Annotated in this window: 27 protein-coding genes; 12 read left to right on the forward strand and 15 right to left on the reverse strand. The window is 41.0% G+C overall.

Features of this window, described 5'->3' with window-relative positions; genetic code table 11:
- Positions 1–7 precede the first annotated feature (7 nt).
- Together ACXJY6_RS05830 and ACXJY6_RS05835 are read right to left on the reverse strand one after the other, a co-directional pair.
- Positions 8–1,141 (reverse strand): flagellin, encoded by a 1,134-nt coding sequence (locus tag ACXJY6_RS05830; protein WP_456050831.1) that lies wholly within the window; start codon positions 1,139–1,141, stop codon positions 8–10.
- A 228-nt stretch (positions 1,142–1,369) separates the two neighbouring features.
- The gene (locus ACXJY6_RS05835) at positions 1,370–2,506 is read right to left on the reverse strand and encodes a flagellin (RefSeq protein WP_458767679.1); all 1,137 of its coding nucleotides are present in this window, start codon (positions 2,504–2,506) and stop codon (positions 1,370–1,372) included.
- A gap of 229 nt (positions 2,507–2,735) precedes the next feature.
- Between ACXJY6_RS05835 and ACXJY6_RS05840 the strand changes: the two genes are divergently transcribed.
- Positions 2,736–4,052 (forward strand): ferredoxin reductase family protein, encoded by a 1,317-nt coding sequence (locus ACXJY6_RS05840; RefSeq protein WP_458767680.1) that lies wholly within the window; start codon positions 2,736–2,738, stop codon positions 4,050–4,052.
- A gap of 128 nt (positions 4,053–4,180) precedes the next feature.
- Here the strand turns inward: ACXJY6_RS05840 and ACXJY6_RS05845 are convergent, their stop codons facing one another.
- A complete protein-coding gene (locus ACXJY6_RS05845) occupies positions 4,181–5,083 on the reverse strand; it encodes a Dyp-type peroxidase (protein WP_458767709.1) in 903 nt (300 codons plus the stop codon).
- Positions 5,084–5,305: 222 nt separating this feature from the next.
- Here ACXJY6_RS05845 and ACXJY6_RS05850 point away from each other — a divergent pair, with 222 nt between their 5' ends.
- A complete protein-coding gene (locus ACXJY6_RS05850; RefSeq protein ID WP_456050828.1) occupies positions 5,306–5,638 on the forward strand; it encodes a DUF2956 domain-containing protein in 333 nt (110 codons plus the stop codon).
- 46 nt (positions 5,639–5,684) lie between these two features.
- On the opposite strand, the gene ACXJY6_RS05855 is transcribed toward ACXJY6_RS05850, so the two are convergent.
- Positions 5,685–5,966, reverse strand: a complete 282-nt coding sequence (locus ACXJY6_RS05855) for a winged helix-turn-helix domain-containing protein (RefSeq protein WP_456050827.1) — start codon at positions 5,964–5,966, stop codon at positions 5,685–5,687.
- Between the two features lie 208 nt (positions 5,967–6,174).
- Between ACXJY6_RS05855 and ACXJY6_RS05860 the strand changes: the two genes are divergently transcribed.
- Genes ACXJY6_RS05860 through ACXJY6_RS05870 form a run of 3 tightly spaced genes read left to right on the forward strand, consistent with a single transcriptional unit; the run spans position 6,175 to position 8,385 of the window.
- Positions 6,175–6,525 (forward strand): ArsC family reductase, encoded by a 351-nt coding sequence (locus ACXJY6_RS05860; RefSeq protein WP_456050826.1) that lies wholly within the window; start codon positions 6,175–6,177, stop codon positions 6,523–6,525.
- A 51-nt stretch (positions 6,526–6,576) separates the two neighbouring features.
- A complete protein-coding gene (gene dapE / locus ACXJY6_RS05865; protein WP_456050825.1) occupies positions 6,577–7,710 on the forward strand; it encodes a succinyl-diaminopimelate desuccinylase in 1,134 nt (377 codons plus the stop codon).
- A gap of 3 nt (positions 7,711–7,713) precedes the next feature.
- Positions 7,714–8,385 carry a M15 family metallopeptidase gene (locus ACXJY6_RS05870; protein ID WP_458767681.1) on the forward strand — a complete coding sequence of 224 codons (672 nt, stop codon included), beginning with the start codon at positions 7,714–7,716 and terminating at the stop codon, positions 8,383–8,385.
- Between the two features lie 255 nt (positions 8,386–8,640).
- Here ACXJY6_RS05870 and bamC read toward each other — a convergent pair whose 3' ends face one another.
- From bamC to ACXJY6_RS05895, 5 genes are all read right to left on the reverse strand, one after another.
- Positions 8,641–9,660 carry an NlpB/DapX family lipoprotein gene (gene bamC / locus ACXJY6_RS05875; RefSeq protein WP_458767682.1) on the reverse strand — a complete coding sequence of 340 codons (1,020 nt, stop codon included), beginning with the start codon at positions 9,658–9,660 and terminating at the stop codon, positions 8,641–8,643.
- 62 nt (positions 9,661–9,722) lie between these two features.
- A complete protein-coding gene (gene dapA, locus ACXJY6_RS05880) occupies positions 9,723–10,601 on the reverse strand; it encodes a 4-hydroxy-tetrahydrodipicolinate synthase (RefSeq protein ID WP_456050822.1) in 879 nt (292 codons plus the stop codon).
- 212 nt (positions 10,602–10,813) lie between these two features.
- A complete protein-coding gene (locus tag ACXJY6_RS05885; protein WP_458767683.1) occupies positions 10,814–11,515 on the reverse strand; it encodes a glutathione S-transferase family protein in 702 nt (233 codons plus the stop codon).
- A gap of 24 nt (positions 11,516–11,539) precedes the next feature.
- Positions 11,540–11,920: an MAPEG family protein gene (locus tag ACXJY6_RS05890; protein ID WP_456050819.1), complete on the reverse strand. Its 381-nt coding sequence runs from the start codon at positions 11,918–11,920 to the stop codon at positions 11,540–11,542.
- 64 nt (positions 11,921–11,984) lie between these two features.
- Positions 11,985–12,878 carry an AraC family transcriptional regulator gene (locus tag ACXJY6_RS05895; protein ID WP_458767684.1) on the reverse strand — a complete coding sequence of 298 codons (894 nt, stop codon included), beginning with the start codon at positions 12,876–12,878 and terminating at the stop codon, positions 11,985–11,987.
- Between the two features lie 186 nt (positions 12,879–13,064).
- On the opposite strand from ACXJY6_RS05895, the gene bcp reads away from it, so the two are divergent.
- Positions 13,065–13,529, forward strand: a complete 465-nt coding sequence (gene bcp / locus ACXJY6_RS05900) for a thioredoxin-dependent thiol peroxidase (RefSeq protein WP_458767685.1) — start codon at positions 13,065–13,067, stop codon at positions 13,527–13,529.
- A gap of 123 nt (positions 13,530–13,652) precedes the next feature.
- On the opposite strand, the gene ACXJY6_RS05905 is transcribed toward bcp, so the two are convergent.
- From ACXJY6_RS05905 to ACXJY6_RS05915, 3 genes are all read right to left on the reverse strand, one after another.
- Positions 13,653–15,524, reverse strand: coding sequence for a methyl-accepting chemotaxis protein (locus ACXJY6_RS05905; RefSeq protein WP_458767686.1), 1,872 nt, complete (start codon positions 15,522–15,524; stop codon positions 13,653–13,655).
- Between the two features lie 142 nt (positions 15,525–15,666).
- Entirely contained in the window at positions 15,667–16,734 is a 1,068-nt protein-coding gene (locus ACXJY6_RS05910; RefSeq protein WP_456050815.1) for an AI-2E family transporter, read from the reverse strand.
- Positions 16,735–16,962 carry a sulfurtransferase TusA family protein gene (locus tag ACXJY6_RS05915; RefSeq protein WP_458767687.1) on the reverse strand — a complete coding sequence of 76 codons (228 nt, stop codon included), beginning with the start codon at positions 16,960–16,962 and terminating at the stop codon, positions 16,735–16,737. It abuts the gene before it with no gap.
- Between the two features lie 205 nt (positions 16,963–17,167).
- Between ACXJY6_RS05915 and bepA the strand changes: the two genes are divergently transcribed.
- From bepA to ACXJY6_RS05945, 6 genes are all read left to right on the forward strand, one after another.
- Positions 17,168–18,622 (forward strand): beta-barrel assembly-enhancing protease, encoded by a 1,455-nt coding sequence (bepA, locus tag ACXJY6_RS05920; RefSeq protein ID WP_458767688.1) that lies wholly within the window; start codon positions 17,168–17,170, stop codon positions 18,620–18,622.
- 37 nt (positions 18,623–18,659) lie between these two features.
- Positions 18,660–19,010, forward strand: coding sequence for an arsenate reductase (glutaredoxin) (gene arsC / locus ACXJY6_RS05925; protein WP_456050812.1), 351 nt, complete (start codon positions 18,660–18,662; stop codon positions 19,008–19,010).
- Entirely contained in the window at positions 19,007–19,582 is a 576-nt protein-coding gene (gene wrbA / locus ACXJY6_RS05930; protein ID WP_456050811.1) for an NAD(P)H:quinone oxidoreductase, read from the forward strand. Before arsC ends, wrbA begins: the two co-directional genes overlap by 4 nt.
- A gap of 8 nt (positions 19,583–19,590) precedes the next feature.
- Positions 19,591–20,010 (forward strand): DUF2069 domain-containing protein, encoded by a 420-nt coding sequence (locus ACXJY6_RS05935; protein ID WP_456050810.1) that lies wholly within the window; start codon positions 19,591–19,593, stop codon positions 20,008–20,010.
- 169 nt (positions 20,011–20,179) lie between these two features.
- Complete coding sequence (locus ACXJY6_RS05940) at positions 20,180–21,334, forward strand: GGDEF domain-containing protein (RefSeq protein ID WP_458767689.1); 1,155 nt, start codon at positions 20,180–20,182, stop codon at positions 21,332–21,334.
- A 132-nt stretch (positions 21,335–21,466) separates the two neighbouring features.
- Positions 21,467–22,708, forward strand: a complete 1,242-nt coding sequence (locus ACXJY6_RS05945; protein ID WP_456050808.1) for a uracil-xanthine permease family protein — start codon at positions 21,467–21,469, stop codon at positions 22,706–22,708.
- Positions 22,709–22,787: 79 nt separating this feature from the next.
- Here the strand turns inward: ACXJY6_RS05945 and ybaK are convergent, their stop codons facing one another.
- The 3 genes from ybaK to kdsA form a co-directional block, all read right to left on the reverse strand.
- Positions 22,788–23,261, reverse strand: a complete 474-nt coding sequence (gene ybaK, locus ACXJY6_RS05950; RefSeq protein WP_456050807.1) for a Cys-tRNA(Pro) deacylase — start codon at positions 23,259–23,261, stop codon at positions 22,788–22,790.
- Between the two features lie 72 nt (positions 23,262–23,333).
- Complete coding sequence (gene ushA / locus ACXJY6_RS05955; protein ID WP_458767690.1) at positions 23,334–24,995, reverse strand: bifunctional UDP-sugar hydrolase/5'-nucleotidase UshA; 1,662 nt, start codon at positions 24,993–24,995, stop codon at positions 23,334–23,336.
- 198 nt (positions 24,996–25,193) lie between these two features.
- Entirely contained in the window at positions 25,194–26,045 is an 852-nt protein-coding gene (gene kdsA / locus ACXJY6_RS05960) for a 3-deoxy-8-phosphooctulonate synthase (protein ID WP_458767691.1), read from the reverse strand.
- Between the last annotated feature and the right edge of the window lie 13 nt (positions 26,046–26,058).

The raw sequence follows: 26,058 nt of genomic DNA on the forward strand, positions 1-26,058 counted from the left end.
TTCACAATTAACCAAGAAGGCTAAGAGCGGCATTAGGAGCCTGTTTAGCTTGCGCCAAGATAGAGCTCGACGCTTGCGCCAATATTTGTGATTTAGTGAGGTTGGTTGTTTCTTTCGCAAAATCAGTATCTTTAATTCGACTTTTCGAAGCACTCACATTTTCGTTAATGTTGTCTAAGTTGTTAATCGCGTGGTCGAAGCGATTTTGGAATGCACCAAGTTGCGCTCGGTTACTGTCAACATACTTTAGAGCTGAATCAATAATCGCAACCGCTTGTTGTGCGCCACCAATCGATCTTACGTTAATTTCATCGACCGTCTCTGCTTTACCCGCTCCCATCGAAAGCTCACCAGCTAATCCGCCAGAAAACGATACAGGGCCTGAAACGGTATCGGTTCCCGCAAAGATTTGTAGCTCTCCATCTTCGTTCACCGACGCTTTGACCAAATCATTTTGACCATTAATGTAAGTCGCTAGCTCCTCAATATCGTCGCCTGCTTTTGCATTGATTGATATTGTTTGCTCAACCCCATCACCATCAGTCAGCGAAATTTGCAGATCATTCGCGCCTTCAGGAACAGTCCAATCTTTGTCTTTACCATTTGCCGCAACATAAGACATGCCACCCATACTTGCGTTATCACTGCGCATGTCATTTATTGTTAGCATAACGGCTTCACCGTTATCAGCACCAATTTGCATTGATTTGGTCGCGAATGTGCCGTTAAGTAATTTATTACCACCAAATGATGTGGTTTCAGCAATACGATTTAACTCATCATTCAGTGCAGTCATCTCTTCCTGGATTGCACCACGGTCATCATCGGTATTCGCACCATTCGCTGATTGTAGGGACAAGTCACGCATTCTTTGTAAAATGCTCGTGGTCTCGTTCATTGCGCCTTCGGCGGTTTGTGCCATTGAAATACCATCATTGGCATTTCGGACTGCAACGTCTAGACCGCGACTCTGAACATTTAAGCGGTTTGAAATTTGTAATCCCGCTGCGTCATCTTTTGCACTGTTAATTTTAAAGCCAGAAGATAGACGTTCCATTGATGTATTTTGTGCTTGAGTTGCGCTGTTTAAAAAACGTTGCGCTGTCATTGCTGATACATTTGTATTTACGTTAACTGCCATGATGATTCTCCAATTGATTTTCCGATATTCAGGTTTTCGACGTCTCGAAAAACCAAGTAGTTCTCTCAAAGTTACTTTTTATAACGGCACTGGTTTGGGATTCTTGAGGAAAAAAGTGATTTTTTTTTAAATTTATTTTTGCCGATAACTTAAGTGTTCTAGGTGTCAAACTTTTCAAAAAAAGTGCTAAAGTTTTTCGCATTCAATACGATATAACAAAATTTTTTGTTAATTACTCAATAAGGTAATCGCGAGATTGGGCTGTTTCTTTGCTTGAGCTAACAATGACATGCCAACCTGTTGCAATATCTGATGCTTAAGAAGCTGAGTGGTTTCTTTTGCGTAATCTGCATCTTTTATACGACTATTCGATGCTGCAAGATTTTCATGGACGTTCTCAAGGTTAGTAATTGCATGACCAAATCGATTTTGCAATGCCCCCACTTCTGAGCGGTGTTGATCAACAAACTCAAGAGCAGTATCTAGAATTGCGACAGCCCGCTGTGAGCCTCCGACATCGGTAATATCTATATTATCGACGGCTTCATAACCTAACGCCCCTATTTGCAGTTCAGAGGCTAAGCCACCGGAAAGCGATAAGGTTCCTTGAGTTTCCTTCCCTGCCATATAAATCTGAAGTTGACCATCTTGATTCACCGAGGCTGAAACAGAATCCGTTTGGCCATTGATATAGGTCGCCAACTCTTCAATATCATCACCTACTTTTGCATCAATGGAAATATCTTGCTGATTTCCTTGGCGATCTAGGTAACTTATAGTCAAGTTTCTATTTGCGGCAGAAACTTGCCATGTTGAATCAGCCTTTGCAGAAGCTTGGTAGCTAAAGCCTCCCATATTGATACTGTCACTGCGCATATTCTGGAGTGACACTTGAACCGCCTCCCCTGAACTCGCACCAATTTGGAATGCGGCTTTAGAATATTGACCATTGAGCAGTTTATTGCCACCAAATGACGTCGTTTCTGCGATACGATTGATTTCATCATTTAACGCGGACATCTCTTGCTGTAATGCCCGTCGATCATCTTGGCTATTTGCACCATTACTCGACTGAAGCGCAAGATCTCGCATCCGTTGCAGCAATTGCGTACTCTCTTGCATACTGCCTTCTGCGGTTTGCAAGATAGAGATACCATCGTTAGCATTTCGCACCGCGACATCTAAACCACTCATTTGTGATTGAAGTCGATTTGAGATCTGTAACCCTGCCGCATCATCCTTCGCGCTGTTAATCCGATTTCCAGACGACAAACGTTCAAGCGCTTGATTTAACATCTCGCTTGAATTCGTTAACTGTCTTTGAATCGTCAACGCAGGCACGTTGGTATTAACGGTGATGGTCATAATCTACCTTACAATTGTTCTCAACAAGGGTATCGGTCGACATCAGAAAAACTTAAGCACTTTCGGTATTGAAAGGATCACACGTCGATCAGCGTCAATTAGAACCTTTCTTTTATTCGTAAAAATATGTAAATCCATGCAAAGAATGCGTCTACTCACTACTATTTACCCCAATTTTGCTTATTATTACGCCATTCCATCGCCCATCAATTTTATACAGTGAGCTATTATGTTTCGAATAACTATCATCCTCTTTTTACTCTGGCTGCCCTCCCTTCTGGTTGGCTACGATCAGTTTGGTGAATTTATCTTCTGGAGACATCAATTAACAATGCTCACAGGTATGTTGGGCTTTAGCTATATGTGTACTGCCGTTTTGATAGCTTCTCGATTTCAGTGGGTTGAATCCATCGTTCGCGGATTGGATAAAGGCTACGCCATACATAAACAATTAGGTATTGGTGCCCTAGTCGCCCTTATTTTACATTGGGCAACGATAGAGAGTGCTCATTGGCTTACAGATCTTGGTTTCCTTTCACCTCCAAATCGAGATGATCGTCCAACTATTGAAGGAATTAATTGGCATGGTGTCGCTGAACAAGTTGGTGATATTTCATTCAAGGTCTTTGTTATCTTCTGTGTCATTAGCTTGGTTCAAGCCATCAGCTACAAAAAATTCAAATTCACCCATAAATTGGGTGGTATCCTTGTGATTGCCGGAGCATTTCATTCAGCATTGCTACTCGACTGGACCACAGCGTCTACGCCTTTCAATATCGCCATTACGCTGTTTTCTATTGTAGGAGTTTGGTGCTCATACTTATCTCTCTCAGGGAAAATTGGACAAGCTAATAAATCAGAAGGAACTGTGTCGAGCGTTGAAAAGTTTGGTGCTGGTGACAACGAAAATGCCATTGTTCGCTTTAGCGTAAAGCTTGACTCTCCAATTCAATATAAAGAGGGACAATTTGCCTATCTAAATTTTCATGATGGTGAAGCGCCTCATCCATTTTCTATTTTGAATTATGATGACCAATCAAAACAGGTTGAATTTGGTATTAAAGCATTGGGTGACTATACCACTGTGTTGGTCAATAAATTAGAAGTTGGTCAACAGGTAACAATTGAAGGTAGCTATGGTCATTTTCAAATTCCTCAAGCAGAGAATCAGGTTTGGATTGGGGCTGGAATTGGGATTGTGCCTTTCGTTTCTCGCCTTTACTGGTTACAAAATCAAAAGAACAACCAACCCAATCGCTACACGAAAATAGACCTATTCTATTGCGTTAACTCCAAAAAAGAGGCGTATTTCGAGAAAGAAATGCTCGCTATCCTTAATAAGATTAAATTTGTTGAGTTACACCTGTTCGATGCTGAAAACAATCAGATTTTAGATGGCAGTAAAATAGAGCAAACCATGGCAGGTAAAACGTTCGATGTTTGCTTCTGTGGGCCTGAAGGTTTTGGGCAGCAGCTGCAAACCTATTTTGAAAAATCAGGACTTCCAAAGCAGCAATTTCATAAAGAGATATTCAAAATGCGATAATGCGTTGCAGTAAATGACTCTAAGCAATAAAAATGGCGCGTCCTACTAAGACGCGCCATTTTTTATTCTATTAATTCTAAATCGTCACCAATGTTATCACGACTATCGTTAACATTATGATGCTAAACCTATTTAAGAGTCAGAGCCTGAAGCATTTCTTGAGATGGTGCAAAAGCAAAAACGCCAGTTACGGCTTTAGTGAAGCGCAACATACTGTCGGTTTTCCCGTCGGTCATGCCGTACATACTGTGCAGCATATCTTGGAAATTCGATAACGTATTGCAGTAAGCAATAAACACCAAGCCATGATCCCCACTCACCGATCCGTACGGCAAACTATGACGAACAATCTTTAGTGCCACACCTTCTTTCTTAATGTCCACACGGCCGACGTGCGAGTTAGCTGGGACATTATCCAATTCGATTGAGTCAGGCTTTGTCCGACCAATGACTTTTTCTTGGGCCGAAATATTAAGGCGCTCCCAAGCAGGTAAATTGTGAACGAAACGCTGCAACATGACGTAGCTACCACCAGAGAATTCACCGTCTGGAATAATCGCAACGTCTTTACGTTCTTCATTTTCAGGGTTCTCAGTACCATCAATAAAGCCGTTGGTATCTCGAGCATCTAAATATCGGAAGCCATAGCTTTCATCAACAAACTCAATATGGCTTTCTACTTCACATACGAATTTACGTAAGAAATAGAATAGTAAATCATGACGAGCACTGTGAGCATGAATAATAAAATCAACATCGGTCGCAGGAGCATATATATCACCTTCACCTAAAGGCTGAAACTCAACCAATTCAGTTGGCATCGCCACGTCACACAAAGCCCAGAATTGAGAAGTAAAGGCTATCGATAAGGTAAGCTTCGCGCCTGGTTGAACTTGATTTAATTCATCGACAATTTTTGGTAATTTTTTTAAATGCTCTAAAACCAAGTTCGGTTCACTCTTGATCTTAAACAGCGTATAGAGCGCAAAAGGTTCCGCTTCCGGTAAAATGGCACTTTGACACAACATTATAAATCCTCTATCCACTTTGAAATCAGTAGGTATTTTTCCTACTTGCTTTTATTTCTAACTCAATTTGATTACTTAATATACTAGGCTAGTTGTCACCGACAAAAACCAAGTAAAATGAAAACTATATACACATTACACTATCATTATTACGTAATTTACAGGTGCCCACCTAAACCAATATGGTAAAGTGTTAGATAACCTCTGAAAACAGTATAATCCGCGATGAATAAAAAAACAGTGTCACCACAAACTCAGCAAGAGGCCTTAAAGCTAGCCAAAGCAACTCAAAAACCAGGGCAAACCAAAGATCAAACGAAATTGATTGCTCAGGGAATTGAACATGGCATTGCACTATACAAAAAGCAACAAAAAGAAAAACAACGCCAGGCTGATAAGGAAAGAAAGAAACAACAAAAAGAGAAGATTAGTAAATCATCTTCTCTTCCCGAGCAAAATCACCTACCAACACCTGAACCACAAACATCACCAAAGCTACCTTGGGTATTGTTGTTAATCAGTTGGATTGGGTTTATTGCGTTTATTTACGTAAAATAGTGGGTGTATCAACCGTCAGTTTTGGACGTGAATTCAATATAAGAAATCAACGTCCTAAGCTGGATGCAATATCATTTTGCTTATCTAATACCCATTGGCTGTCGAATGGTCCCCAATCAGACAATTGATAATAACCATCATTATGGCGACGCCCATCTTGAATGAACATTAATTCGATACCAATTCCCGGAAGTGCTTTTAATACATCCTGAATAGTTCTACGCGGCCACCCCGTAATTTCTATCAATTTGGGAACATTAGGGCGTTCAATATGTTCAACCAAATACGCAAGATACAATCGCCTTGCGAAAACAGGACTTAGTTCCATCGATACCTCCTAATTCTATATCGATTTATTATTTATGTTTTGGCATTTTGTGTGTTGCGTTTGATCAAGAGATCAATAACTCGCACCAACTTAGTTATGAATTACCAAGTTAGATTACCGAAAGCTCTCACCATTCCTGTTTTGTCCTCATCTCTCGTTCCTGATAGGATTCATAGTTTTCATCAATCGAACACAAGAGACCATCATAATGAGCACAGTCCTATACGGTATCCCAAACTGCGATACGATTAAGAAAGCCAAGAAGTGGCTTGATGAACATCAGGTTGATTACACTTTTCACAACTTTCGTAAAGATGGAATTGATAATGAATTAGTTGTGCAATTTTGCCAGCAATTAGGGTGGGAAAATGTGCTTAATAAACGTGGCACAACCTATCGTCAATTAAGTGATGAACAAAAAGAGTCAATAAATGACACCACAATAATCGATCTTCTAGTAGAATACCCAGCCATGATAAAGCGCCCAGTGCTAGCAACTAAAGGCGCATTAAACATAGGGTTTAAAGCTGAACAATACGCTGCAATTTTCAGCTCTTAGCTTTTAACTTTTTAGTTAATATAGAATCGAAAAAGAATATAGGATTAAATAATGACAGACAGTCCCGTACTGGCACTTGCAAAGGATTTGATTAGCCGTCAATCGGTCACTCCAGAAGACGCTGGCTGCCAAGAAGTAATGATCGAACGTCTCAAAGCATTGGGTTTTGAAATTGAAGTGATGGTGTTTGAAGATACGACCAACTTCTGGGCTCGTCGTGGTACAGAAGCGCCTTTATTTACCTTCGCGGGACATACTGATGTTGTCCCTGCCGGCCGATTAGAACAGTGGCACACTCCACCTTTCGAACCAACGGTTATCGATGGTCACCTTCACGGCCGTGGCGCAGCGGATATGAAAGGTTCATTGGCTTGTATGCTGGTTGCCGTAGAGCGATTTGTTGAACTGCATCCCGACCATAAAGGTTCGATCTCATTCTTAATTACCTCTGATGAAGAAGGCCCATTTATCAACGGTACGACTCGTGTTGTTGATACACTAATGGCCAGAGACGAAATTATTGACATGTGTATTGTGGGTGAACCATCAAGTACAAATGCTGTCGGTGATGTGGTTAAAAATGGTCGTCGCGGATCATTAACCGGTGATCTTCACGTTAAAGGCATTCAAGGACACGTTGCTTACCCACACTTAGCAAGAAACCCGGTTCACCAAGCTATGCCTGCGTTATCTGAACTTGCAGCAACGAAATGGGATGACGGTAATGCTTTCTTCCCACCAACAAGCTTTCAAATCCCAAATATGAATAGTGGCACTGGTGCTTCGAATGTCATTCCTGGGGAGCTCGATGTTCAGTTTAATTTCCGGTTTAGCACTGAGCTAACCCATGAAGAGATTCAACGTCGTGTTCATTCAACATTAGATGCGCATGGTCTAGATTACGATCTAAAGTGGACAATCAACGGTCAACCATTCTTAACGGATGCAGGAAGTCTACTTGACGCTGTTGTGAACGCAGTAACTGATGTTAACCACAAAGCCCCAGAACTGCTTACAACAGGCGGGACATCAGATGGGCGTTTCATTGCTCAAATGGGGTCTCAAGTTGTTGAATTAGGGCCGGTTAATGCAACGATCCATAAAGTCAATGAGTGCGTAAATGTCGCTGATCTTGAGAAGCTAACCGATATGTACCAAAATGTACTAAAACATTTACTGGTTTAAACCATGACTCCAGAACAGCTTAGTGGCCTAATCGATTCACATCTTGCGCCGATGCAAATAGGCACAAGTTCAATGTTAGTTCACCCAGATGTTCATCAAGATCTCGGCCGTTTAATTCATGCGGCCGATAAAGCTGGATTTAACTGTTCTATTGCTAGTGGCTTTCGAGATTTTGGGCGCCAAGCGTCGATTTGGAATCGAAAGTGCACTGGCGAACTCCCTGTATTAGATAAGCAAAGCCGCCCGTTAGACATCTCTTTACTTTCTCAGCATCAATTAGTCGACGCAATCTTACGCTGGTCGGCGTTACCTGGTGCCAGTCGTCATCATTGGGGCACCGATTTTGATGTCTATTGTAAAACCTCTTTAGGTATTCATAATTTAAAACTAGAGCCCTGGGAGTATCAAACCGGACATCAAGCTAAGTTTTTTGTATGGCTCGAATGTAATTTAGAGCAATTTGGTTTCTTTTTGCCTTATCGAAAAGAGTTAGGTGGGGTGAGTATCGAGCCTTGGCATATCAGCCATCGAAAAACAGCCACTAATTGCCTTAATCAGTTTTCTATCGATACTCTAGATAAAACTCTCGCTCAGCAACACGTTTTGGCAAAAGATATCGTGAGACAAAAACTAGAAAGTATATACAATCAATATATTCTCAATATTTCATTATAGTTGGGCAATATGGACTTTCTTACCTCTCCTTGGGTCATCATAACGATCATCATGTGTTTTTTAATCGGTAACATTGCGGCTTTTCGTTATTTTACCCCAAAAAATCTCGACAAATTTAAACCCAAAAACAATGACGAACTCAACCGTTTAATTGAATTAGATAAAAAGCACCAGGAAACATTGCATAACCACAACGATAAAACGACCAAAAAAAAGGACGAGTAATCACTCGTCCTTTTCACTTTTATCAGTGTATCAATTTGTGCTGTTTGATGTCGCACTAAGCATTGGAATAAACTCACTTAACTGCTCTTCAGTAAGAAGCTTTCCATCGGTGTCGGTAATATTAATTGAAGTTCTATTCCCTAAGTCACCAAATAATAAATGATACTTACCGCGATCGATCGTCAGTGGTTCAATTTTATGGCTATCCCAAACTTCTTGATCAGCTGGACGATAAAATACCGTTAGCTCTCCTTGCGACTGGCTTTTACCCGTGACGGTAAAGCCAAACTGTTCAATCATAGTTGGAACTCGATGCCAAGCGATATCAAACGGTGTACGAGCAACGATAATTGGCAATGCATTTCTATCTGTACCCATAGTAAAGACAATATTTTGCCCTAAACGCAGTGCTTGGCGTTTAGTTTCAGCGCGCAATTGTGCATCGTAATTTGTTGTTAGCAAGTTGGCCATAGCCGCTGCATAGCGATCGAGCAAAAAGTCTTGGCTTGGTAAATTCAAATCATTCGTTAGCTGAGTGATCTCAATTCGAACACCAGAGCGACGACCGAAATTAATACGTGTAAATTGATAATCGGCGATAGCTTGGCCTTCTTCATTACCAATAACCCAAGTCACATTTTTACCAATCAAGTCTCGATCGGAATGATCAACTAGCGTTGCATTGTGTTTATTGAGCTCGCTCTTCAAGATGGCCCACAGCTGATCCGATTGTTCTGGCCTTGCTGTCCATAGCGTAACCGCACGAGGTTCTTCATCCACAATCATTCCCGGTACTAATTCTAATACCTGAAGAGGGGGACGAATATCAAGATCGCCTCCAACTTCACCAGAGAAATTTCCACGTGGGATAATAAATTGACGATAAGATTGAGCGACCGCATCATCACTTGTCTGCCACTGAGTAAATTCTGGTGTATTTAGATACTCAAAATCATCTTTCGCTTGATTGCGCTCAAGTGGAGATTTAGTACACGCCGTTAGTAGCAATGCAGCAATGGATATCCCCATTAGCTGATAAGAAAATTTCATTCATACTCCCAAATAAAAACCGAGGGATGAACCCTCGGAAAATGAACTATCAGCAGAGATATTTATTCAATACCAGCAAGTTTAAGTGCTTCAGCAACGATAGGTTGAGATGACTCTGTTAATGGCATTAGTGGTAAACGTAAATCACTGCATTCGATCAGACCAAGTTGATGTGCCGCCCATTTAACTGGGGTTGGGCTAGATTCAACAAATAAGTTTTTGTGAAGAGTTTCCAGGCGCTGATTAATAGCTTCCGCTTCAGCAAACTGACCACTTAATGCTAAACGCATCATATCGGCCATATCTTTGGCTGCAATATTATTGGTCACAGAAATGACACCATTTCCGCCCTGCTTGACAAATTCAAGCCCTGTAAGGTCATCACCACTAAATAGGACAAAATCATCACGACAAAGTTCACGATGTATTTTCACTCGGCTTACATCACCCGTTGCATCTTTGATTCCTACGATAACCGGTATTTCAGACAAACGAGCAACGGTTTCAGGTAACAAATCTACCGCGGTTCTACCAGGAACATTGTAAAGAATCTGAGGAATATCCGTTTCATTAGCAATGGCTTTATAGTGCTGAAACATTCCTTCTTGAGTAGGTTTATTATAATAAGGCGTTACAGTCAGACACCCTTTAATACCGGTGTTATTAAATAGACGAGTAAAAGTAATCGCTTCATGGGTGGCATTAGCCCCTGTTCCCGCGATCACAGGAATACGATCATCGGCAAATTCAACTGTCTTCGATACGACTTTGACATGTTCTTCATTGCTCAGCGTTGCAGATTCGCCAGTTGTCCCAACAGAAACAATCGCGTCAGTTCCTGCTTCAACATGATAATCGACGAGTTTTTTGAGATTTGCGTAATCTACTTCGCCATCACTATCAAAAGGTGTTATTAATGCAACAATACTTCCAGAAAACATGTCTTTCTCCCAAGGTTGATACTCCCTGCATGGTACTGTAAGCAAGTCAAAAAAAACAAGCGAAACCGTCTGCTTATTTGACTTATTTGGCTGAATTTTTATCGTCGAGCCCGATATGATGTAAATCCTTACACTTTTCCGTTTTATTTTGTACAAATCTAACTGATGGAACAATCCGACATGTCGACCAACAACATTCCCTCGATTTGGGTTTAAACATAGTATTGACGATGAATATCGTTACAGAATCGTACTAAATTACTATGTTGCTTGGTAAGCTCAACCAAAGGCGAAGGTAAAGGCGTTAGCAATATCTGAGCAAGTACTGAATAAGCGGTAATGTCAATTAAGCTCAATTTATCATTATAAAAATATGCCTTATCTCCAATGAACTCATTCAATGCCGATAGCTGTGTCTCAGCTATTTGTAATATTTCCTCTTGTGAATGTCGTCCTATCCCCTGCCCATAAAGTGCTTTCATAGTTCCTTTCTTGGCCACTGCGGGAATAATTTTGTTCATAGGAAATGGCATATCTGAAAAAAAAGTGTCTTTGATTACTCGCCAATTACTTTCATAACCCCAACGAAAATAAACCACACACCAATATAAACGATCTTCTAATGCACTACACATTAGAGCAGATGCCATACTTTGTTCATCAGTTAAATGAGCATTGATATCAAATTTCCGTTCTTCTCGAAGGTAACGTTCGATAAAAAAACTGTCGGCAATAATTTTTCCATTTTCTTCGATAAAAGGAAGCTTTCCTTTAGGGGCTTTTTGAAGGTACTTAGTTCCAGTTTTTACGTCAAATTCAAGTTTGGATTCCTTAAGTAAAAAATGCGTTTTTAATACAAAAGGACTCGGGTCTATGATATTTAGATTAGGGCCAAAACCGTATAACGTTATCATTATTTTATCCTTAAAGACGTAAAGTTAAAGTGCTCTTAATACACCACACAGCGCAAAAACACAGAGTAATAACGTTGGTACTAGACTCAACATAAATCCGATTCCTCGTGATGCTGGAGCTTTAACATAAGCCTGCCAATAAATAAATCGCCCCACGATGTAAAAACTTCCGAGAACCGCCATCCAAATGGGATCTTGATGCTTTCCTGCGATAAATAAAGCAGGAAGAAATGCCACCAATAACTCTAATGTATTCATTTGTACGCGATACATCCGTTCAAACTCAGGCGCACCGATAATCGCAGGGGCTAATAAGCCCGTCTTTTTTCGGGCACGGCCTGTCATCGCACCAAAAAATAAAAATTGGCAAACTGCTAATATGGCAACAAGTTCAACATAAGGCATAGCAAAACCCCTGAAATATGGACGAATTTAGTCATGGACTAATAAAATAATGAAACAAGCTTTCCTAAGCCGAAATAGCGTCTATCGGTAATGCATAATAGACGATTGAATTATCTGACTGATATTGGAATTCTGGACCGTAAGTTTCTACATCTGGTCCATATGTGTGTTTCATGTTTGAACGCAAAAGCCAACTAGAATAGATGTAGCTTATGGTTTGGTTAAAATGCTTGGTGTTGACCTGACCTTTGTGCTTAAACTCAGCATATCTTTGCTCAGGTAACGTAAGACTAATCATCCCCTCTGGCAAAGATGCGATTTCTGATACTTCAACACAAGAGGTATAGAACAATTTCTGCTCTCCCTCTTTGTTTTCTTCTACGCTAATAATTCCGTAGCAAGTTCCTTCAATTTGATTCTCGATCTCAGCTAGTCTCGGAATAAAACTCTGCCATAGACTCGGAAGTTTCTCGGCTATATTCGTTTTTTCAGACTCGATTCCAATAACTTCAATCTTAGTGCCAACAAGTTGCTTCAACTGAGACGTGTAAATTCTAGGTTCTAAGGTTAAATTTTGGTTTAGGTTTTTAAGATATTCGTTATCAAAGCGTGCCTTCTTCATAATCAATGATTGGCTCGAACGTTCACGATATTCACTCGGTGAATAGCCAAATAATTTTTTAAATGCTCGGGTATAAGCCTCATGAGACTCAAAACCAGATGCGATGGCCACATCCAAGATCGACAAGTTTTTGTTATATAAACTGTCCATCGAGTTTGCAATGCGCCTTGAGCGCACATACGATTTTAATGTTTCATTCGTCAAGCCTTTAAAAATACGTTGAAAATGCCAGTGACTCATATTGGCATGCGCTGAAACAGACTTTAGGTCGAGAGGCTTGTCTAAGTTATCCTCAATGTAATCAACGCCTTTCTGAATTTTGCTTAAGTACTTCATATCTCTTCCCTGTTGTCGTTTCCGATATATTAAACCAAGCCATACTGCACTCATTTGATTGTTTGTGCTTTTTAAACATAAATATTCCCTTATCCCATCTGAAACTCTCGGCTCAAGCTGTGATAAGATTAATCAGAAATAAAGAAGAGCAACTAGCTCAATTGAGTTATTAAAAAGGAAGCCAAAATGAACACCTTAACCGCTGGGGCTGCTTGCCCAAATTTTTCCCTATTAGATCAAGATGGCAATACCGTCAGTTTATCTGACTTTCAAGGAAAAAAGGTCGTGTTTTACTTTTACCCTAAGGCCATGACACCGGGATGTACGGTGCAAGCTCAAGGAATGAGAGATATTAAACAGCAACTAGACGATAAAAATGTCGTTGTCCTTGGTGTCAGCATTGATCCTGTAAAGCGTTTGGGTAAATTTATTGAACGCGACAACCTTAATTTCACACTACTTTCAGATGAAGATCACCAAGTTGCCGAAGCCTTTGGCGTTTGGGGCGAGAAGAAATTTATGGGAAAAGTCTACGATGGTTTACATAGAATCAGCTTTTTAATTGATGAAAATGGCATGATTGAACATGTATTTAACAAGTTTAAAACCAAAGACCATCATCAAGTGGTGTTGGATTATTTAAATCAATAATCCCTGTTACGCGTTCCACTACCACGATTCATGGAAAAGAAATAATAAAAAACGCCAAGACTGGCGTTTTTTAGTTTAGGCATCACCCCACACTTAGGATGATATATCAAAGGCGGACAATCATCACACAACAAAGGTGTTGAGTAATTTTTCTTGCTCGCGAACTTGATTTACCTGAGATTGAATAGCTTGAGCAACATCATTGGCCTGAACACTCACTTGAGTACCAATATCCTTTATCTTCACTGTGTTTGCGTTAATTTCTTCGGCCACAGCATTTTGTTCTTCTGCTGCTGACGCAATTTGAATATTCATATCGCTGATTTGACTAATTGACTCACGAATGCTCACAAGAGCTCGATCGGCCTCAGCAGAGTGTTCGACCGCTTCTGAAACTGTGGTTTGACTATCCAACATAGCTAACGATACCGCTGACGATCCCTGTTGTAGCTGTTCGATCATCGTTTTAATTTCCGTCGTAGATTCCTGAGTTCGGGAAGCTAACGTCCGTACTTCGTCTGCTACCACGGCAAAGCCTCGTCCAGACTCACCTGCTCGCGCCGCTTCTATCGCAGCATTCAGTGCTAATAAGTTGGTTTGATCGGCAATATCATTAATCACCTTTAGCACAGTTTCTATGTCTGTCGTTGCACTTTCCAAACCTTTAACCTGTTGTACTGCTTGTTCGATTCGCTCTGATAAAGTCGAGATTGAGTTGGTCGTTGTCTCTACCATTTTCTCGCCTTCAATCGTCGCATCATCCGCTAATTTAGCAGCATCAGCAGCTTGTTGAGCATGCCCCGCAACTTCCGAAGCCGTGACCGACATTTCATTCATTGCTGTCGCCAACTGCTCTAGCTCATACATTTGAGAGTCCACCGCTTTAGCCGATGTTTCTGAGCTATCTAAAATGGTATCGGCTCCGATATGCAGCTCTCCACTAATTTCTTTTGATTGACGAATTCGTCCTTGTAGTGATTGAGTAAATTCATTGAATGCCTGAGCCAACTCCGAAAACTCTTGATCTGTATTGGTGTCTAAACGTTTGGTTAAATCGCCCTCACCCGATGCCACATCTTTGATTGCCCGATTTAATGCGCCTAAAGGTTTCATTAGAACATTCAGCAAAAACATTAGCGCAATCACACTTAATACAAAGCCAACTAAAGTGTAGATGATAGAACTGGTTTTCAACGCGTCCAACGTACTGAACGCTACTGATTCATTCACAACCGCAGCAACATACCAACCTTCACTCGAGGCCAAAGTGATATCTACAAGATAGGTCTCCCCATCAACTTCGACCGTCTGCATGCCTTCTTTTATTTGCAATTGTGGTAAATAGCTCGACAACTCTTGCCCATTTTTTTCTTGGTCAGGGTGAGCAATTGTGATGCCATTTTTAGTAACAATAAACAAGTAACTCGAATCAAACATCGTGGTTGAGTTAACGAGTTCAGATAAACTTGAAAGGTCCATATCGAAGAACATTACACCAGTAAAAGAACCTTTATCACTCACTGGTACACCAATGGACGTAATCATCTGATTTGAGGCAGCATCCATATAAGGCTGAGTCAGCATTATGCTACCTTTCTGCTTAGCATCAATATACCAAGGGCGCTGACGAGGGTCGTAATCATCTCCAGGAGTCCAGTTATCAAAGTTTTCAACCACTCGACCATCAGATTGATAACCCAACCCGGCTCCAAGGAAACTGCTCTTAATTTGAGGGGTTTCTAATATGTTACTTACATATTCTCGATCATTCGGTGCTAGAGCTAATGTATCCGCAACAGATTGAGCAAGGGATTTTTTACTGTCGATGCTGGCTGTCATGGTCCTTGATATACCAACAACCATTTCTTCGACGTTACTATTAACCATCGACTCAATTTCATTTTTAACGGTATATTGTTGCTGGAATGACAATAGCGCAACTGTGGTAAACAATAGAACGGAAGACGCGGCAACGATTTTGTGACTAAATTTCATACGACCTCTTAAAACACCAAATGTGGAAAAATTCACACAATAAAATGACCTTTTAAGATATCGGCAATATTGCCAATAACTTTAAGCCTATATATACAATATAGACTTAAATTTCGTAGTTTATAAATTAATCAGTAGGATTTTAGGCCGTTTCAGGCTCGTCGTCATTACTTGGAATAACAGTCCAGACGGCTTTGACTAATGTCGCTAATGGAATAGCAAAGAACACACCTAAAAATCCCCACATGCCGCCAAAGACCAATACCGCGACAATAATAGCAACGGGATGAAGATTAACCGCTTCGGAAAACAGCACGGGCACTAATACGTTACCATCAAGGGCTTGAATAATTCCGTATGCAATTAAGAGCCAATAAAAGTCTGGCGTAATGCCCCACTGAAATAACCCGACGATAGCAACAGGAACCGTAACTACTGCCGCGCCAATGTATGGAATCAGCACTGAAAATCCAACCGCAACTGCTAAAAGTACTGAATATCGCAAATCAAGAATGGCAAACGTAATGTAGCTAACGCCACCTACAATCAATATTTCCAACACTTTTCCGTTAATATAATTGGAAATCTGCTGATTCATTTCAACTAAGACTTTATCAGCAAGCTTTCGATTTTTTGGCATAACGTTACTGACTGACTTCATCATCTGCCGTTTGTCCTTCAAAAGGAAGAACATCAGCAGTGGAACCAGTATTAAGTAAATGGATAGAGTCGCAATACTAACAAGGGAAGCAAGAGATCCTTTAACCACACTTTCTCCCATAGAGATCAGCTGGTTTTTCGCGTTTGTCATGATTGATTCAACAATCTGAAGATTCGCAAGTTCAGGGTACTTTTCAGGAAGAACAACGATTTTAGCTTGTAACTCGCTATACATACTCGGTATATCGTTAATCAAGTTTCCAACCTGCTGCCAAATCGTAGGCACGAGGCCGAATATGGCAATTAACATAACGCCAGTAAAGATTAACATCACGATTAATACAGCTAACGTTCTCGGAACCTGAAAAGACACCATCTTCGCGACAGGACGTTCAAGCAGGTAAGCTAAGACAATTGCAACCAAGAGAGGTGCTATCAAGCTACCGAAGAAATAAATAGTAAAGAAACCAACAAACAGGATGGCAAATAAACTCACAGCATGGGGATCAGAAAAGCGCCGTTTGTACCACCGAACTAGCATTTCGAACATTTAATTCACTTCCTTTGTTACGTCAATTTGAAAGCCATCACTTACCACTCTACTACGTGTAGAATCATAGTCACGTTGAAGATACCTTTGAATATCACGAAATGACGCTTCATCACAAATCAAAATACGTAAACTCTTTCCCTCTGGTATCATCTTCAACTCCCTTTTTACGAGCAAAAGAGATAATGGGCAACGTTGTTCTCGTAAATCAAGGGTTACCGGCTTCATGCAGTCTCTTTGAGTTGAATATTTGAGTATTGTATATCGTTTTAATCTGCACGCCACACATTATCGATATTGCAGCTATGATTAAACAGAATTTCATTTATCACTTTGTAACAATCGATTATCGTAAACCAAACGTAAGAAAATGAAACCATTAATGATTCCCTCTGTCTGACTAGCGTTAGTCTCAAACCATCTTTTAAGGTCAATGATGAAGCTGAAACATTCGGTCTGTTCAATGTTAGTTGCAGCGAGTTTACTTCAACCGCTCCATGCATCAAATGATATAGACTTACCTGATATTGGAACCGTCGCCAGTTCGACACTGACGATCAATCAAGAACGCTTATACGGTGATGCCTATATGAGAGTTCTACGTGGCAATCAACCACTAATAGAAGATCCGGTTCTATCTGAATATATATCAACACTTGGCCATAAGTTGGTGGCGAATGCAGACGATGTCAAAACGCCATTCACATTTATCTTGGTTCGAAACAACGAGCTTAACGCTTATGCTTTCTTTGGCGGTTACGTTGCACTGCATACTGGACTGTTTCGCTATACGCGTTCAGAGAGTGAACTCGCCTCGGTGATGGCTCACGAAATCGCACACGTCACTCAACGTCACCTTGCTCGGAGTATGGAAAGCCAAGCTAACCGTTCTGCAACAACTATGGCTGCTCTTGCAGGGTCTTTGTTACTCGCTATTGCCGCTCCACAGGTCGGTGTTGCCGCGCTTACTGCCACTACAGCAGGCTCAATGCAAAGTGCTATCAACTATACCAGAGCAAATGAAAAAGAAGCGGATCGCTTTGGGATAGACACACTTGCAAAAGCCGGATTTGCACCTCAAGCAATGCCAACCTTCTTTGGACGGTTATCCGATGAATACCGCTACTCAAGTACGTTACCGGCAATGTTGCTGACACACCCTTTGCCGGACTCTCGCATCACCGATAGCCGATCAAGATCGGCGAATTATCCGCAAACAAATCCACCACTATCCCTGCAGTTTCAGTTGGCTCGAGCCCGTGTAGTCGTGCGATATTCAGGGTTAAACACAACGAACGCCTTAGATTGGCTCGCTAGGCAGAAAAAAAAGAATCAAGCACAGTTATCAACCGCATCGGCCTACGGTGAAGCCTTGGTCTATCTCAATACAAAAAAAACCGAACAAGCAGAAGCAATATTAAAAAAACTGCTTAGTAACGACCCAAGCAATCATTTTTACCTTGATGCCATCAGCGATGTATACATTGCTGAAGAAAAATACGACCAAGCCATTCAAATGCTTAATCGAGCCCTACTTCAATCACCAAAAAATAACGTCTTGACAGTAAATTTAGCTAACGTGTTGATGCAAAAGAAAAACTACAAAGAAGCCGCTAAACTATTACAACGCTACACCCACGATGACCCTAATAGCACAATCGGATGGCAACTTTTGGCTGAAGCCAATAACCATTTAGGAAATGAAAAAGAAGAGTTGGCCTCTCGCGCTGAACTTTTTGCACTAAAAGCTGATTGGAATAAAGCGATACAGTATTATACTAAGGCGAGTCAGTTGACCGAACTAGGTAGTCTAACTCAAGCACGTTACGATGCTCGAATAGACCAACTATTAATCCAACGTGAACACTATTCTACGTTGAAGAATTAACCACTAATAATGAACAATACGATAAGAGGCAATATCTATGTCCGTGACTATTTATCATAACCCAAGATGTTCAAAGAGCCGTGAAACCTTAACGTTATTGCAAGCCCGAGACATTGCACCGGAAATCATCACTTATCTTGATACTCCGTTAACGGTTGAGCAACTTCAGACTATTTATCAACAACTTGGATTAACTCAAGTTCGAGATATGATGAGAACCAAAGAAAAAGAATATCAGGAACTTAATTTAAAAGATTCCACAATTAGTGATGCCGATCTATTCAACGCAATGGTGTCACATCCAAGGTTAATTGAGCGACCTATCGTTGTCAGTCAGGGACAAGCTCGTATTGGCCGACCGCCTGAAAGTGTTCTAGAGATTTTATGAGTCACACCATATTAGTGGTCTACTTTAGCCGCCACGGTTCCACGCGCCAACTGGCTCGTCACATTGCTCGAGGAATCGAGTCTGTTGAGGGGTGTCGCGCGGCACTTAGAACCGTTGCGGATATTGACTCAAATGGAAAGGATGAGTTTGATCCACCGGCCACACTCGATGAGCTAAAAAACTGTTCTGGGTTGGCAATGGGTAGCCCTGTTTGGTTTGGTAATATGGCTGCACCGATGAAGCACTTTTGGGATAGCACATCATCTCTTTGGCTTAGTGGCGATCTCATTGATAAACCTGCCGCTGTGTTTACATCGTCCTCTTCCTTACATGGTGGGCAAGAGAGTTGCTTGCTTAGTATGCAATTGCCACTTCTACACCATGGTATGATCATACTCGGCATTCCGTACAGTGAACCAAGTCTTCATTTAACCCAAACCGGTGGTACACCTTATGGGGCAAGTAGTTTAGACAATGGTAACGAAAGTTTAGATCAACATGAGCGAAACTTAGCTCAACAACTAGGGAAACGTTTGGCCAACATAACCCTAAAATTACAGGGAAGTACATAGTGATACCGATGTCAGATAAAACCAAAGCATGGCGGATACTCGCGTTAACATCCTATTTAGGATTAACACTATGGGTCATTTTATGGCACTTATGGTTAGCCCCACATCAACAAATATCGCCATGGGGTATCGCAATCGCATGGTTGATTCCTTTACTATTTCCTTTAATCGGAATAATTAAAGGTAAGCCTTATACACACGCATGGGCAAATTTTGTATTAATGCTCTATTTTCTCCACGCCTTAAGTATGATTTACCTCGACGAAGGCGAACGTCTACTGGCATTTGTAGAATTACTTCTAACGTCATTAAGTTTTGTCGCGAATATCTATTATGCACGACATCGAGGAAGAGAATTGGGATTAAAACTCACCAAACTGTCTCAGGTCGAGAAAAATGAGAAGGCTTTGTTCACTAACAAACCCTAGACGACTCGACGTAATAACAGACATCATTCATTAAAATAGCGGACTCTAGTTCAAATTTAATTTTTGAGTTATTACGCTAACCATATAATTCTACTATAGTTAATGGTATTACTTATATGGCTATTGTTTCAGCCATATACCAATACGTTTAGATTAGGGTTGTTATTTAATGCTGTCACTTTTAACCCAAGGTCAAAAAGTGGTTGATCGTCTTGTTGCACGGTGTAATTGTGCCAGTACGAACGACAAGCTTCGCCTAAACCACTATATATGGCTGATTGTATTATCGACGCCTATTACTGTTGGTTTCATCATCAAAAACGTATTAATAAATAATATGCATATTGCCACAGTGTCTGGTATTTTTGCATTTTGTATGATTGTCAGCATCATCGGCATCATAAGAAAACTGAATCTAACCTACATTTATCACTTTAATAATTTCTTATATTTATTGATGCTCTTTCTCATCACTGTTTGGAGTGATTTGAGCCAAGGGCAAATTTTATGGTGCTACACATACCCTTTAATAAGTATTTTTCTATTTGGAAATCGAGTTGGAGTTCGTTGGAGTCTGCTACTGCTAGCCTCTATTCTCATTGGTGTGCTATTAGATAAGGATATTGATTCCGCTGCTTCTGTGAATTTTGAAATAAGATTTGCCGCAAGTTATCTCACCATACTATTGATCACTTGTTGGCTTGAATACTATCGAGCTCGATACACGGAGAAATTTAATCGACAAAATATGGAGCTTATCAACGAACGAGCTTATCTTGAGCAAGAAATTGCTCGTCGAGTGGATCTGGAGAATAAACTCAACCAGTTAGCCAATGAAGATGGCTTAACCGGTTTGTATAACCGGCGCTATTTCTTATCTTCTACTCAAGGTGAAATCGTTCGAGCAAAACAAAATAATACTCAGTTGTTTATGGCTCTAATAGATCTAGACCACTTTAAAAGCATCAACGATAAATACGGCCATCCAATTGGGGATAGAATACTGAAAAACGTTGCTGAGAAATGCTCTGATTATTTTAAGGCTCCTAATTTAGTAGGGCGTATGGGCGGCGAAGAGTTTTCAATCTTAATGACAAATATTTCAATGGAAGACGCTATCAATGCTCTAAATGAGCTCCGATTAGCCATCAGCCAGCATACTTTTATTTTCGATGGCATCGAAATTAAGCTCACCATTAGTATTGGTCTTTCTAAACTCACCAACAAGAATTCAACCGTCGATCTACTGTACTCATCTTCAGATCAAGCATTATATAAAGCTAAACATAATGGCCGAAATAGACTAGAAACCGCAAACAAATAGAACAACTTCGCTCCTTCGCCATATCATGTATGTCATTTCCCTCATTCAATTCGTAAAATATTTGAGACAGAATAATAGAAGCCCATAAAAGTAATGATACTATTCGTGAAATTTGCTTACTTGGGGAAAATAATGAAAAACACTCTCATGGGATTCCAGATGCTATTTGTTGCATTTGGTTCCTTAGTTCTCGTTCCATTACTGACAGGTCTTGATCCTAATGTCGCTCTATTCGGCGCCGGTTTAGGTACTCTCTTATTTCAATTTATAACGCGTCGCACGGTTCCCATTTTTTTAGCATCCTCATTCGCTTTTATCGCTCCCATTATGTACGGAACACAAACTTGGGGTGTTGCCGCCACAATGGGAGGCTTAGTTGCCGCTGGCCTTATATATGTTGTTCTTGGTGGCATGATTAAATTAAAAGGTGAAGGGTTTATCCACAAACTATTGCCTCCAGTTGTTGTGGGGCCAATCATCATGGTCATCGGTTTAGGGTTAGCACCCGTTGCAGTAAATATGGCATTAGGTAAAACGAGTGATGGGTCGGTTCAACTCGTTGAAGGCGACATCGCTTTGTGGATTTCTGTTGTTTCTCTCTTAACCACAATATTTATTAGTATATTTGCCAAAGGCATGTTGAGGTTACTTCCTATTTGCGGCGGTATTGTCGCGGGTTACCTTTTAAGTTTAGTTTTCGGTGTGGTTAATTTTGAGCCTGTTACGCAAGCAGCTTGGTTTGCAATCCCAAACTTTACTTTCCCAGAATTTAACATCAATGCCATTCTGTTTATGATTCCAGTCGCTATTGCACCTGCTGTCGAACACGTCGGAGATATTCTGTCGATTTCGAATGTAACCGGTAAAAATTACCTGAAAAAGCCTGGCTTACACCGCACTATTGCTGGCGACGGTGTTGCAACAATGGCTGCCGCTTTTCTCGGTGCGCCACCGAATACGACATACAGTGAAGTAACGGGTGCCGTAATGCTAACTAAAGCCTTTAACCCTGTCATTATGACTTGGGCTGCTATCTGTGCCATCGTCCTAGCGTTAGTGGGTAAACTAGGCGCAATATTGCAAACCGTACCAACACCAGTAATGGGTGGGATTATGATTTTGCTATTCGGTTCTATTGCCGCAGTCGGTCTCAACTCACTGATCAAAAATAATGTCGACCTGCACAAATCTCGTAACTTAGTAATTGTTGCTGTGACATTGGTGTTTGGTATCGGTGGGATGGCGTTTGGAGTCGGTGACTTCAACCTACAAGGTGTGAGTTTATGCGGTATCGTTGCGATTGTTCTAAATCTTGTGCTACCTGATGATATCGGTGAAAACCACGTTGTTGATAATGCTCAAATTGAAGAGTAACGCTCTGTAATTAGAGTAATAACCAGAAATAATTTATTTTTATGATGGCCCTTAACGTTAAGGGCCTTTTTTGGTCTTACTAAAGGCACAGATCGACAAAAGATCCTTGAACCAAGGTCGCTAAGTCATTTGCCGAAAGCTCAATTTCTAAACCCCGTTTACCCGCACTAACACAAATACTCTCAAATTCAGTGGCCGTTGAATGAATGAACGTCGGCAAACGCTTCTTCTGTCCGAGCGGGCTAATACCACCAAGCACATAGCCGGTGACGCTCTGAGCAATGATTGGGTCAGCCATCTCCGCTTTTTTGCCACCTGCAGCTTTTGCCGCAAGTTTAAGGTTGAGTTTTTGCTCGACGGGAATAATGGCCACAGCCAAGCGCTTTGGCTCACCATTTAGTGCAAATAGTAAGGTTTTAAATACCCTTTTTGGATCAAGCCCCAACACCTCAGCAGCCTCCAAACCATAACTTGAATGCTTGGGGTCATGGTTATATTGAAGAACATTGAATGCTATTTTCTTCTTTTTCGCGAGATTAATTGCGGGGGTCATGATGTGCTCCTATAAAAAATCAGAGTGGGACTTTCGCCACCACTCTGAACTCTCTTACTCTAACTATTTACCTTACCAGTTGTAAGTCATCTCACCTTGAGGCTCGTAATCAGAAACTTGAATTGGAGAGTGTGACTCGAGGTATTGTTTCAGCACTTCTGCGTCGACAAACCCAGTATTAACATAACCAGCGTGCGAGGTTAGCTTAGGATAACCATCACCTCCGGCTGCGTTAAAGCTAGGAATCGAGAAGCGGTACTGTTTAGTCAAGTCTAGCGGCTCGCCTTGAACCTTAACATCACTAACGCCAGTAGCTGTAACCGTCATACCAATGCCATAAAATTGAGGATATGCTCCGGTGTCGACAGGTTTAATGGCAACGACATTAAGATAATCGAGAACCTCTTGTCCACTCATATCAACGTAAGTAATTTGGTTAGCAAACGGCTGAACCTTAAGGACATCTTTATACGTCACATCCCCTTCTTCAATCGAATCACGCACTCCACCAGAGTTCATTACACCGAAATCGGCTTTCGATCTTTCCTGCTGAGCACGAGCAATTAAGCGACCTAAATTGGTTTGAGAGAAGCGAACAACATTACGATCGCCCTCCAGTTTTCCATCTATTTCAGCAACTTTATTCCCAAGTTCAGCTTGCCCTTTTTCTTGATACGGCGTTAAGAATCCAAGTAATTCTAAGTCTTGCTCAATTTCGTCTTGAATAAGAACGCGTTTAGACTCACCGTCAACTTTGATTTTCTTCTTCAAGTTGACCGGAATTAGGTCGTAATTGACCAAAGACAGCTCGCCATTGCGGAATTCATAATCGGCACGGCCGACATACTTACCCCATTCATGGGCTTGAACGATGTAGGTTCCATTTTGCATATCAGGAACACAAGTTTGTCCCGCCTTAAAGTTTGGATCAGCGACGTTCTCACTTGCCATACACACTGGATCTTGAGAGTGACCGCCAACAATCATATCCAATGCACCGTTTGGCAACGAGCGAGCAAGAGTCACATCACCCGGAGCGTTTACACCAAATTGACCATTTTGGTAGTGTCCCATATGGGTTACTGCAAAAATAAGATCTGGCTTTTCATTCGCTTCAAGTTCTTCAATAACTTCTTTAGCTGCTACTTTAGGATCGCGAAACTCTAAGCCACTAATAAATTCAGGGTTACCAATTTTAGCCGTGTCTTCCGTCGTCAACCCAATAACGGCAATTTTAACCCCTTGCTTGTCGAATATCTCATAAGGCTTAAACAAGCGTTCGCCGGTTGCCTTGTCATAGATATTGGCAGATAACATTGGGAAGTTTGCCCACGAACGTTGTTTTTCTAATACTGATAATGGGTTATCAAATTCGTGATTACCTAACGCCATTGCGTCATACCCAATCAGACTCATACCTTTAAAATCAGGTTCGGCATCTTGAAGATCGGATTCAGGAACACCGGTGTTAATATCGCCACCAGAAAACAACAAGACACTGCCACCTGCCGCTTCAACTTCTGCTCGAACTTGATCGATCAATGTCTTACGAGCTGCCATACCGTACTCGCCATGGCGGTTCTGCCAAAAGCGGCCATGATGGTCATTAGTATGCAGAACTGTTAGTTGATAGGTAGTATCAGGCTCCCACATATGTTCTGGAGTACTAGTACATCCTGTAATTGCTGATGCGAGTAACGCCGTGATCGCACTTATTTTGAATACCTTATTCATGCAACTTCCTTTTCCTTACGCCGACATTTTAGCGCTATAATTAAATGAGAGTAATTACTTTAATAAACCAGTGTAAGCAACTCTATTTGCTGTGAAAAGCACTTTATGAAAATTCTAGTCAGAAAAAAGCACAGATGAGTCACCTCAGTCTGTGCTTTTAAATTCGATAAGAAATTTAATTATCTGATATCAAATCAATTATTGGATATCGATAGGCTTAAAGCTTTTAATTAAATCATCCAACGATTTCATTTGTACCAAGAACGGTTCAAGTTTGTCGAGTGGTAACGCTGAAGGCCCATCGCATTTCGCATTATCAGGGTCTGGGTGAGCTTCAATAAATAACCCTGCGATCCCCGTCGCCAAGCCTGCTTTAGCCAGTTCAACTGTCTGCTCACGACGTCCACCTGATGCAGCTCCAGAAGGATCTCGCATCTGAAGAGAATGGGTCACATCAAAAATAATCGGTGAACCTTGAGATGATTTTTTCATTACACCAAAACCAAGCATATCGACAACAAGGTTATCGTAGCCATGACATGTGCCACGCTCACATAAAATAATGTTCTCATTACCGCATTCCGCAAACTTCTCAATAATATTTCCCACTTGATCTGGGCTCATAAATTGAGGTTTCTTAACATTAATGACCGCACCGGTTTTTGCCATTGCTTCAACCAAATCAGTCTGACGCGCAAGAAAAGCAGGAAGTTGAATCACATCAACCACTTCAGAAACTGGCTGAGCTTGGGCTTCGGTATGAACATCTGTAATGATCTTTACGCCAAATTCTTTCTTAAGTTCTTCAAAAATACGCATCCCTTCATCAAGACCAGGACCACGATAAGAATGGACAGAACTTCGATTCGCTTTATCGAACGAAGCCTTAAAAACATACGGAATGCCGAGTTTAGTTGTCACTTCAACGTAATACTCACAAATTCGCATGGCTAAATCACGAGATTCCAATACATTCATACCGGCAAATAACGTAAAAGGCTTGTCGTTTGCTACCGGAATTCCATCAACCGAAACTATTTTCTGTTCCATCTTAAGCTCTCTT

Source organism: Vibrio phycocola (assembly GCF_054404255.1).

Excerpts from the sequence above, each read along its gene's own strand:
- ACXJY6_RS05830 (WP_456050831.1), bottom strand. The coding sequence starts at position 1,141 with ATGGCAGTTAACGTAAATACAAATGTATCAGCAATGACAGCGCAACGT.
- ACXJY6_RS05835 (WP_458767679.1), bottom strand. The coding sequence starts at position 2,506 with ATGACCATCACCGTTAATACCAACGTGCCTGCGTTGACGATTCAAAGA.
- ACXJY6_RS05840 (WP_458767680.1), top strand. The coding sequence starts at position 2,736 with ATGTTTCGAATAACTATCATCCTCTTTTTACTCTGGCTGCCCTCCCTT.
- ACXJY6_RS05850 (WP_456050828.1), top strand. The coding sequence starts at position 5,306 with ATGAATAAAAAAACAGTGTCACCACAAACTCAGCAAGAGGCCTTAAAG.
- ACXJY6_RS05855 (WP_456050827.1), bottom strand. The coding sequence starts at position 5,966 with ATGGAACTAAGTCCTGTTTTCGCAAGGCGATTGTATCTTGCGTATTTG.
- ACXJY6_RS05860 (WP_456050826.1), top strand. The coding sequence starts at position 6,175 with ATGAGCACAGTCCTATACGGTATCCCAAACTGCGATACGATTAAGAAA.
- dapE (WP_456050825.1), top strand. The coding sequence starts at position 6,577 with ATGACAGACAGTCCCGTACTGGCACTTGCAAAGGATTTGATTAGCCGT.
- ACXJY6_RS05870 (WP_458767681.1), top strand. The coding sequence starts at position 7,714 with ATGACTCCAGAACAGCTTAGTGGCCTAATCGATTCACATCTTGCGCCG.
- bamC (WP_458767682.1), bottom strand. The coding sequence starts at position 9,660 with ATGAAATTTTCTTATCAGCTAATGGGGATATCCATTGCTGCATTGCTA.
- dapA (WP_456050822.1), bottom strand. The coding sequence starts at position 10,601 with ATGTTTTCTGGAAGTATTGTTGCATTAATAACACCTTTTGATAGTGAT.
- ACXJY6_RS05885 (WP_458767683.1), bottom strand. The coding sequence starts at position 11,515 with ATGATAACGTTATACGGTTTTGGCCCTAATCTAAATATCATAGACCCG.
- ACXJY6_RS05890 (WP_456050819.1), bottom strand. The coding sequence starts at position 11,920 with ATGCCTTATGTTGAACTTGTTGCCATATTAGCAGTTTGCCAATTTTTA.
- ACXJY6_RS05895 (WP_458767684.1), bottom strand. The coding sequence starts at position 12,878 with ATGAAGTACTTAAGCAAAATTCAGAAAGGCGTTGATTACATTGAGGAT.
- bcp (WP_458767685.1), top strand. The coding sequence starts at position 13,065 with ATGAACACCTTAACCGCTGGGGCTGCTTGCCCAAATTTTTCCCTATTA.
- ACXJY6_RS05905 (WP_458767686.1), bottom strand. The coding sequence starts at position 15,524 with ATGAAATTTAGTCACAAAATCGTTGCCGCGTCTTCCGTTCTATTGTTT.
- ACXJY6_RS05910 (WP_456050815.1), bottom strand. The coding sequence starts at position 16,734 with ATGTTCGAAATGCTAGTTCGGTGGTACAAACGGCGCTTTTCTGATCCC.
- ACXJY6_RS05915 (WP_458767687.1), bottom strand. The coding sequence starts at position 16,962 with ATGAAGCCGGTAACCCTTGATTTACGAGAACAACGTTGCCCATTATCT.
- bepA (WP_458767688.1), top strand. The coding sequence starts at position 17,168 with ATGATGAAGCTGAAACATTCGGTCTGTTCAATGTTAGTTGCAGCGAGT.
- arsC (WP_456050812.1), top strand. The coding sequence starts at position 18,660 with ATGTCCGTGACTATTTATCATAACCCAAGATGTTCAAAGAGCCGTGAA.
- wrbA (WP_456050811.1), top strand. The coding sequence starts at position 19,007 with ATGAGTCACACCATATTAGTGGTCTACTTTAGCCGCCACGGTTCCACG.
- ACXJY6_RS05935 (WP_456050810.1), top strand. The coding sequence starts at position 19,591 with ATGTCAGATAAAACCAAAGCATGGCGGATACTCGCGTTAACATCCTAT.
- ACXJY6_RS05940 (WP_458767689.1), top strand. The coding sequence starts at position 20,180 with ATGCTGTCACTTTTAACCCAAGGTCAAAAAGTGGTTGATCGTCTTGTT.
- ACXJY6_RS05945 (WP_456050808.1), top strand. The coding sequence starts at position 21,467 with ATGAAAAACACTCTCATGGGATTCCAGATGCTATTTGTTGCATTTGGT.
- ybaK (WP_456050807.1), bottom strand. The coding sequence starts at position 23,261 with ATGACCCCCGCAATTAATCTCGCGAAAAAGAAGAAAATAGCATTCAAT.
- ushA (WP_458767690.1), bottom strand. The coding sequence starts at position 24,995 with ATGAATAAGGTATTCAAAATAAGTGCGATCACGGCGTTACTCGCATCA.
- kdsA (WP_458767691.1), bottom strand. The coding sequence starts at position 26,045 with ATGGAACAGAAAATAGTTTCGGTTGATGGAATTCCGGTAGCAAACGAC.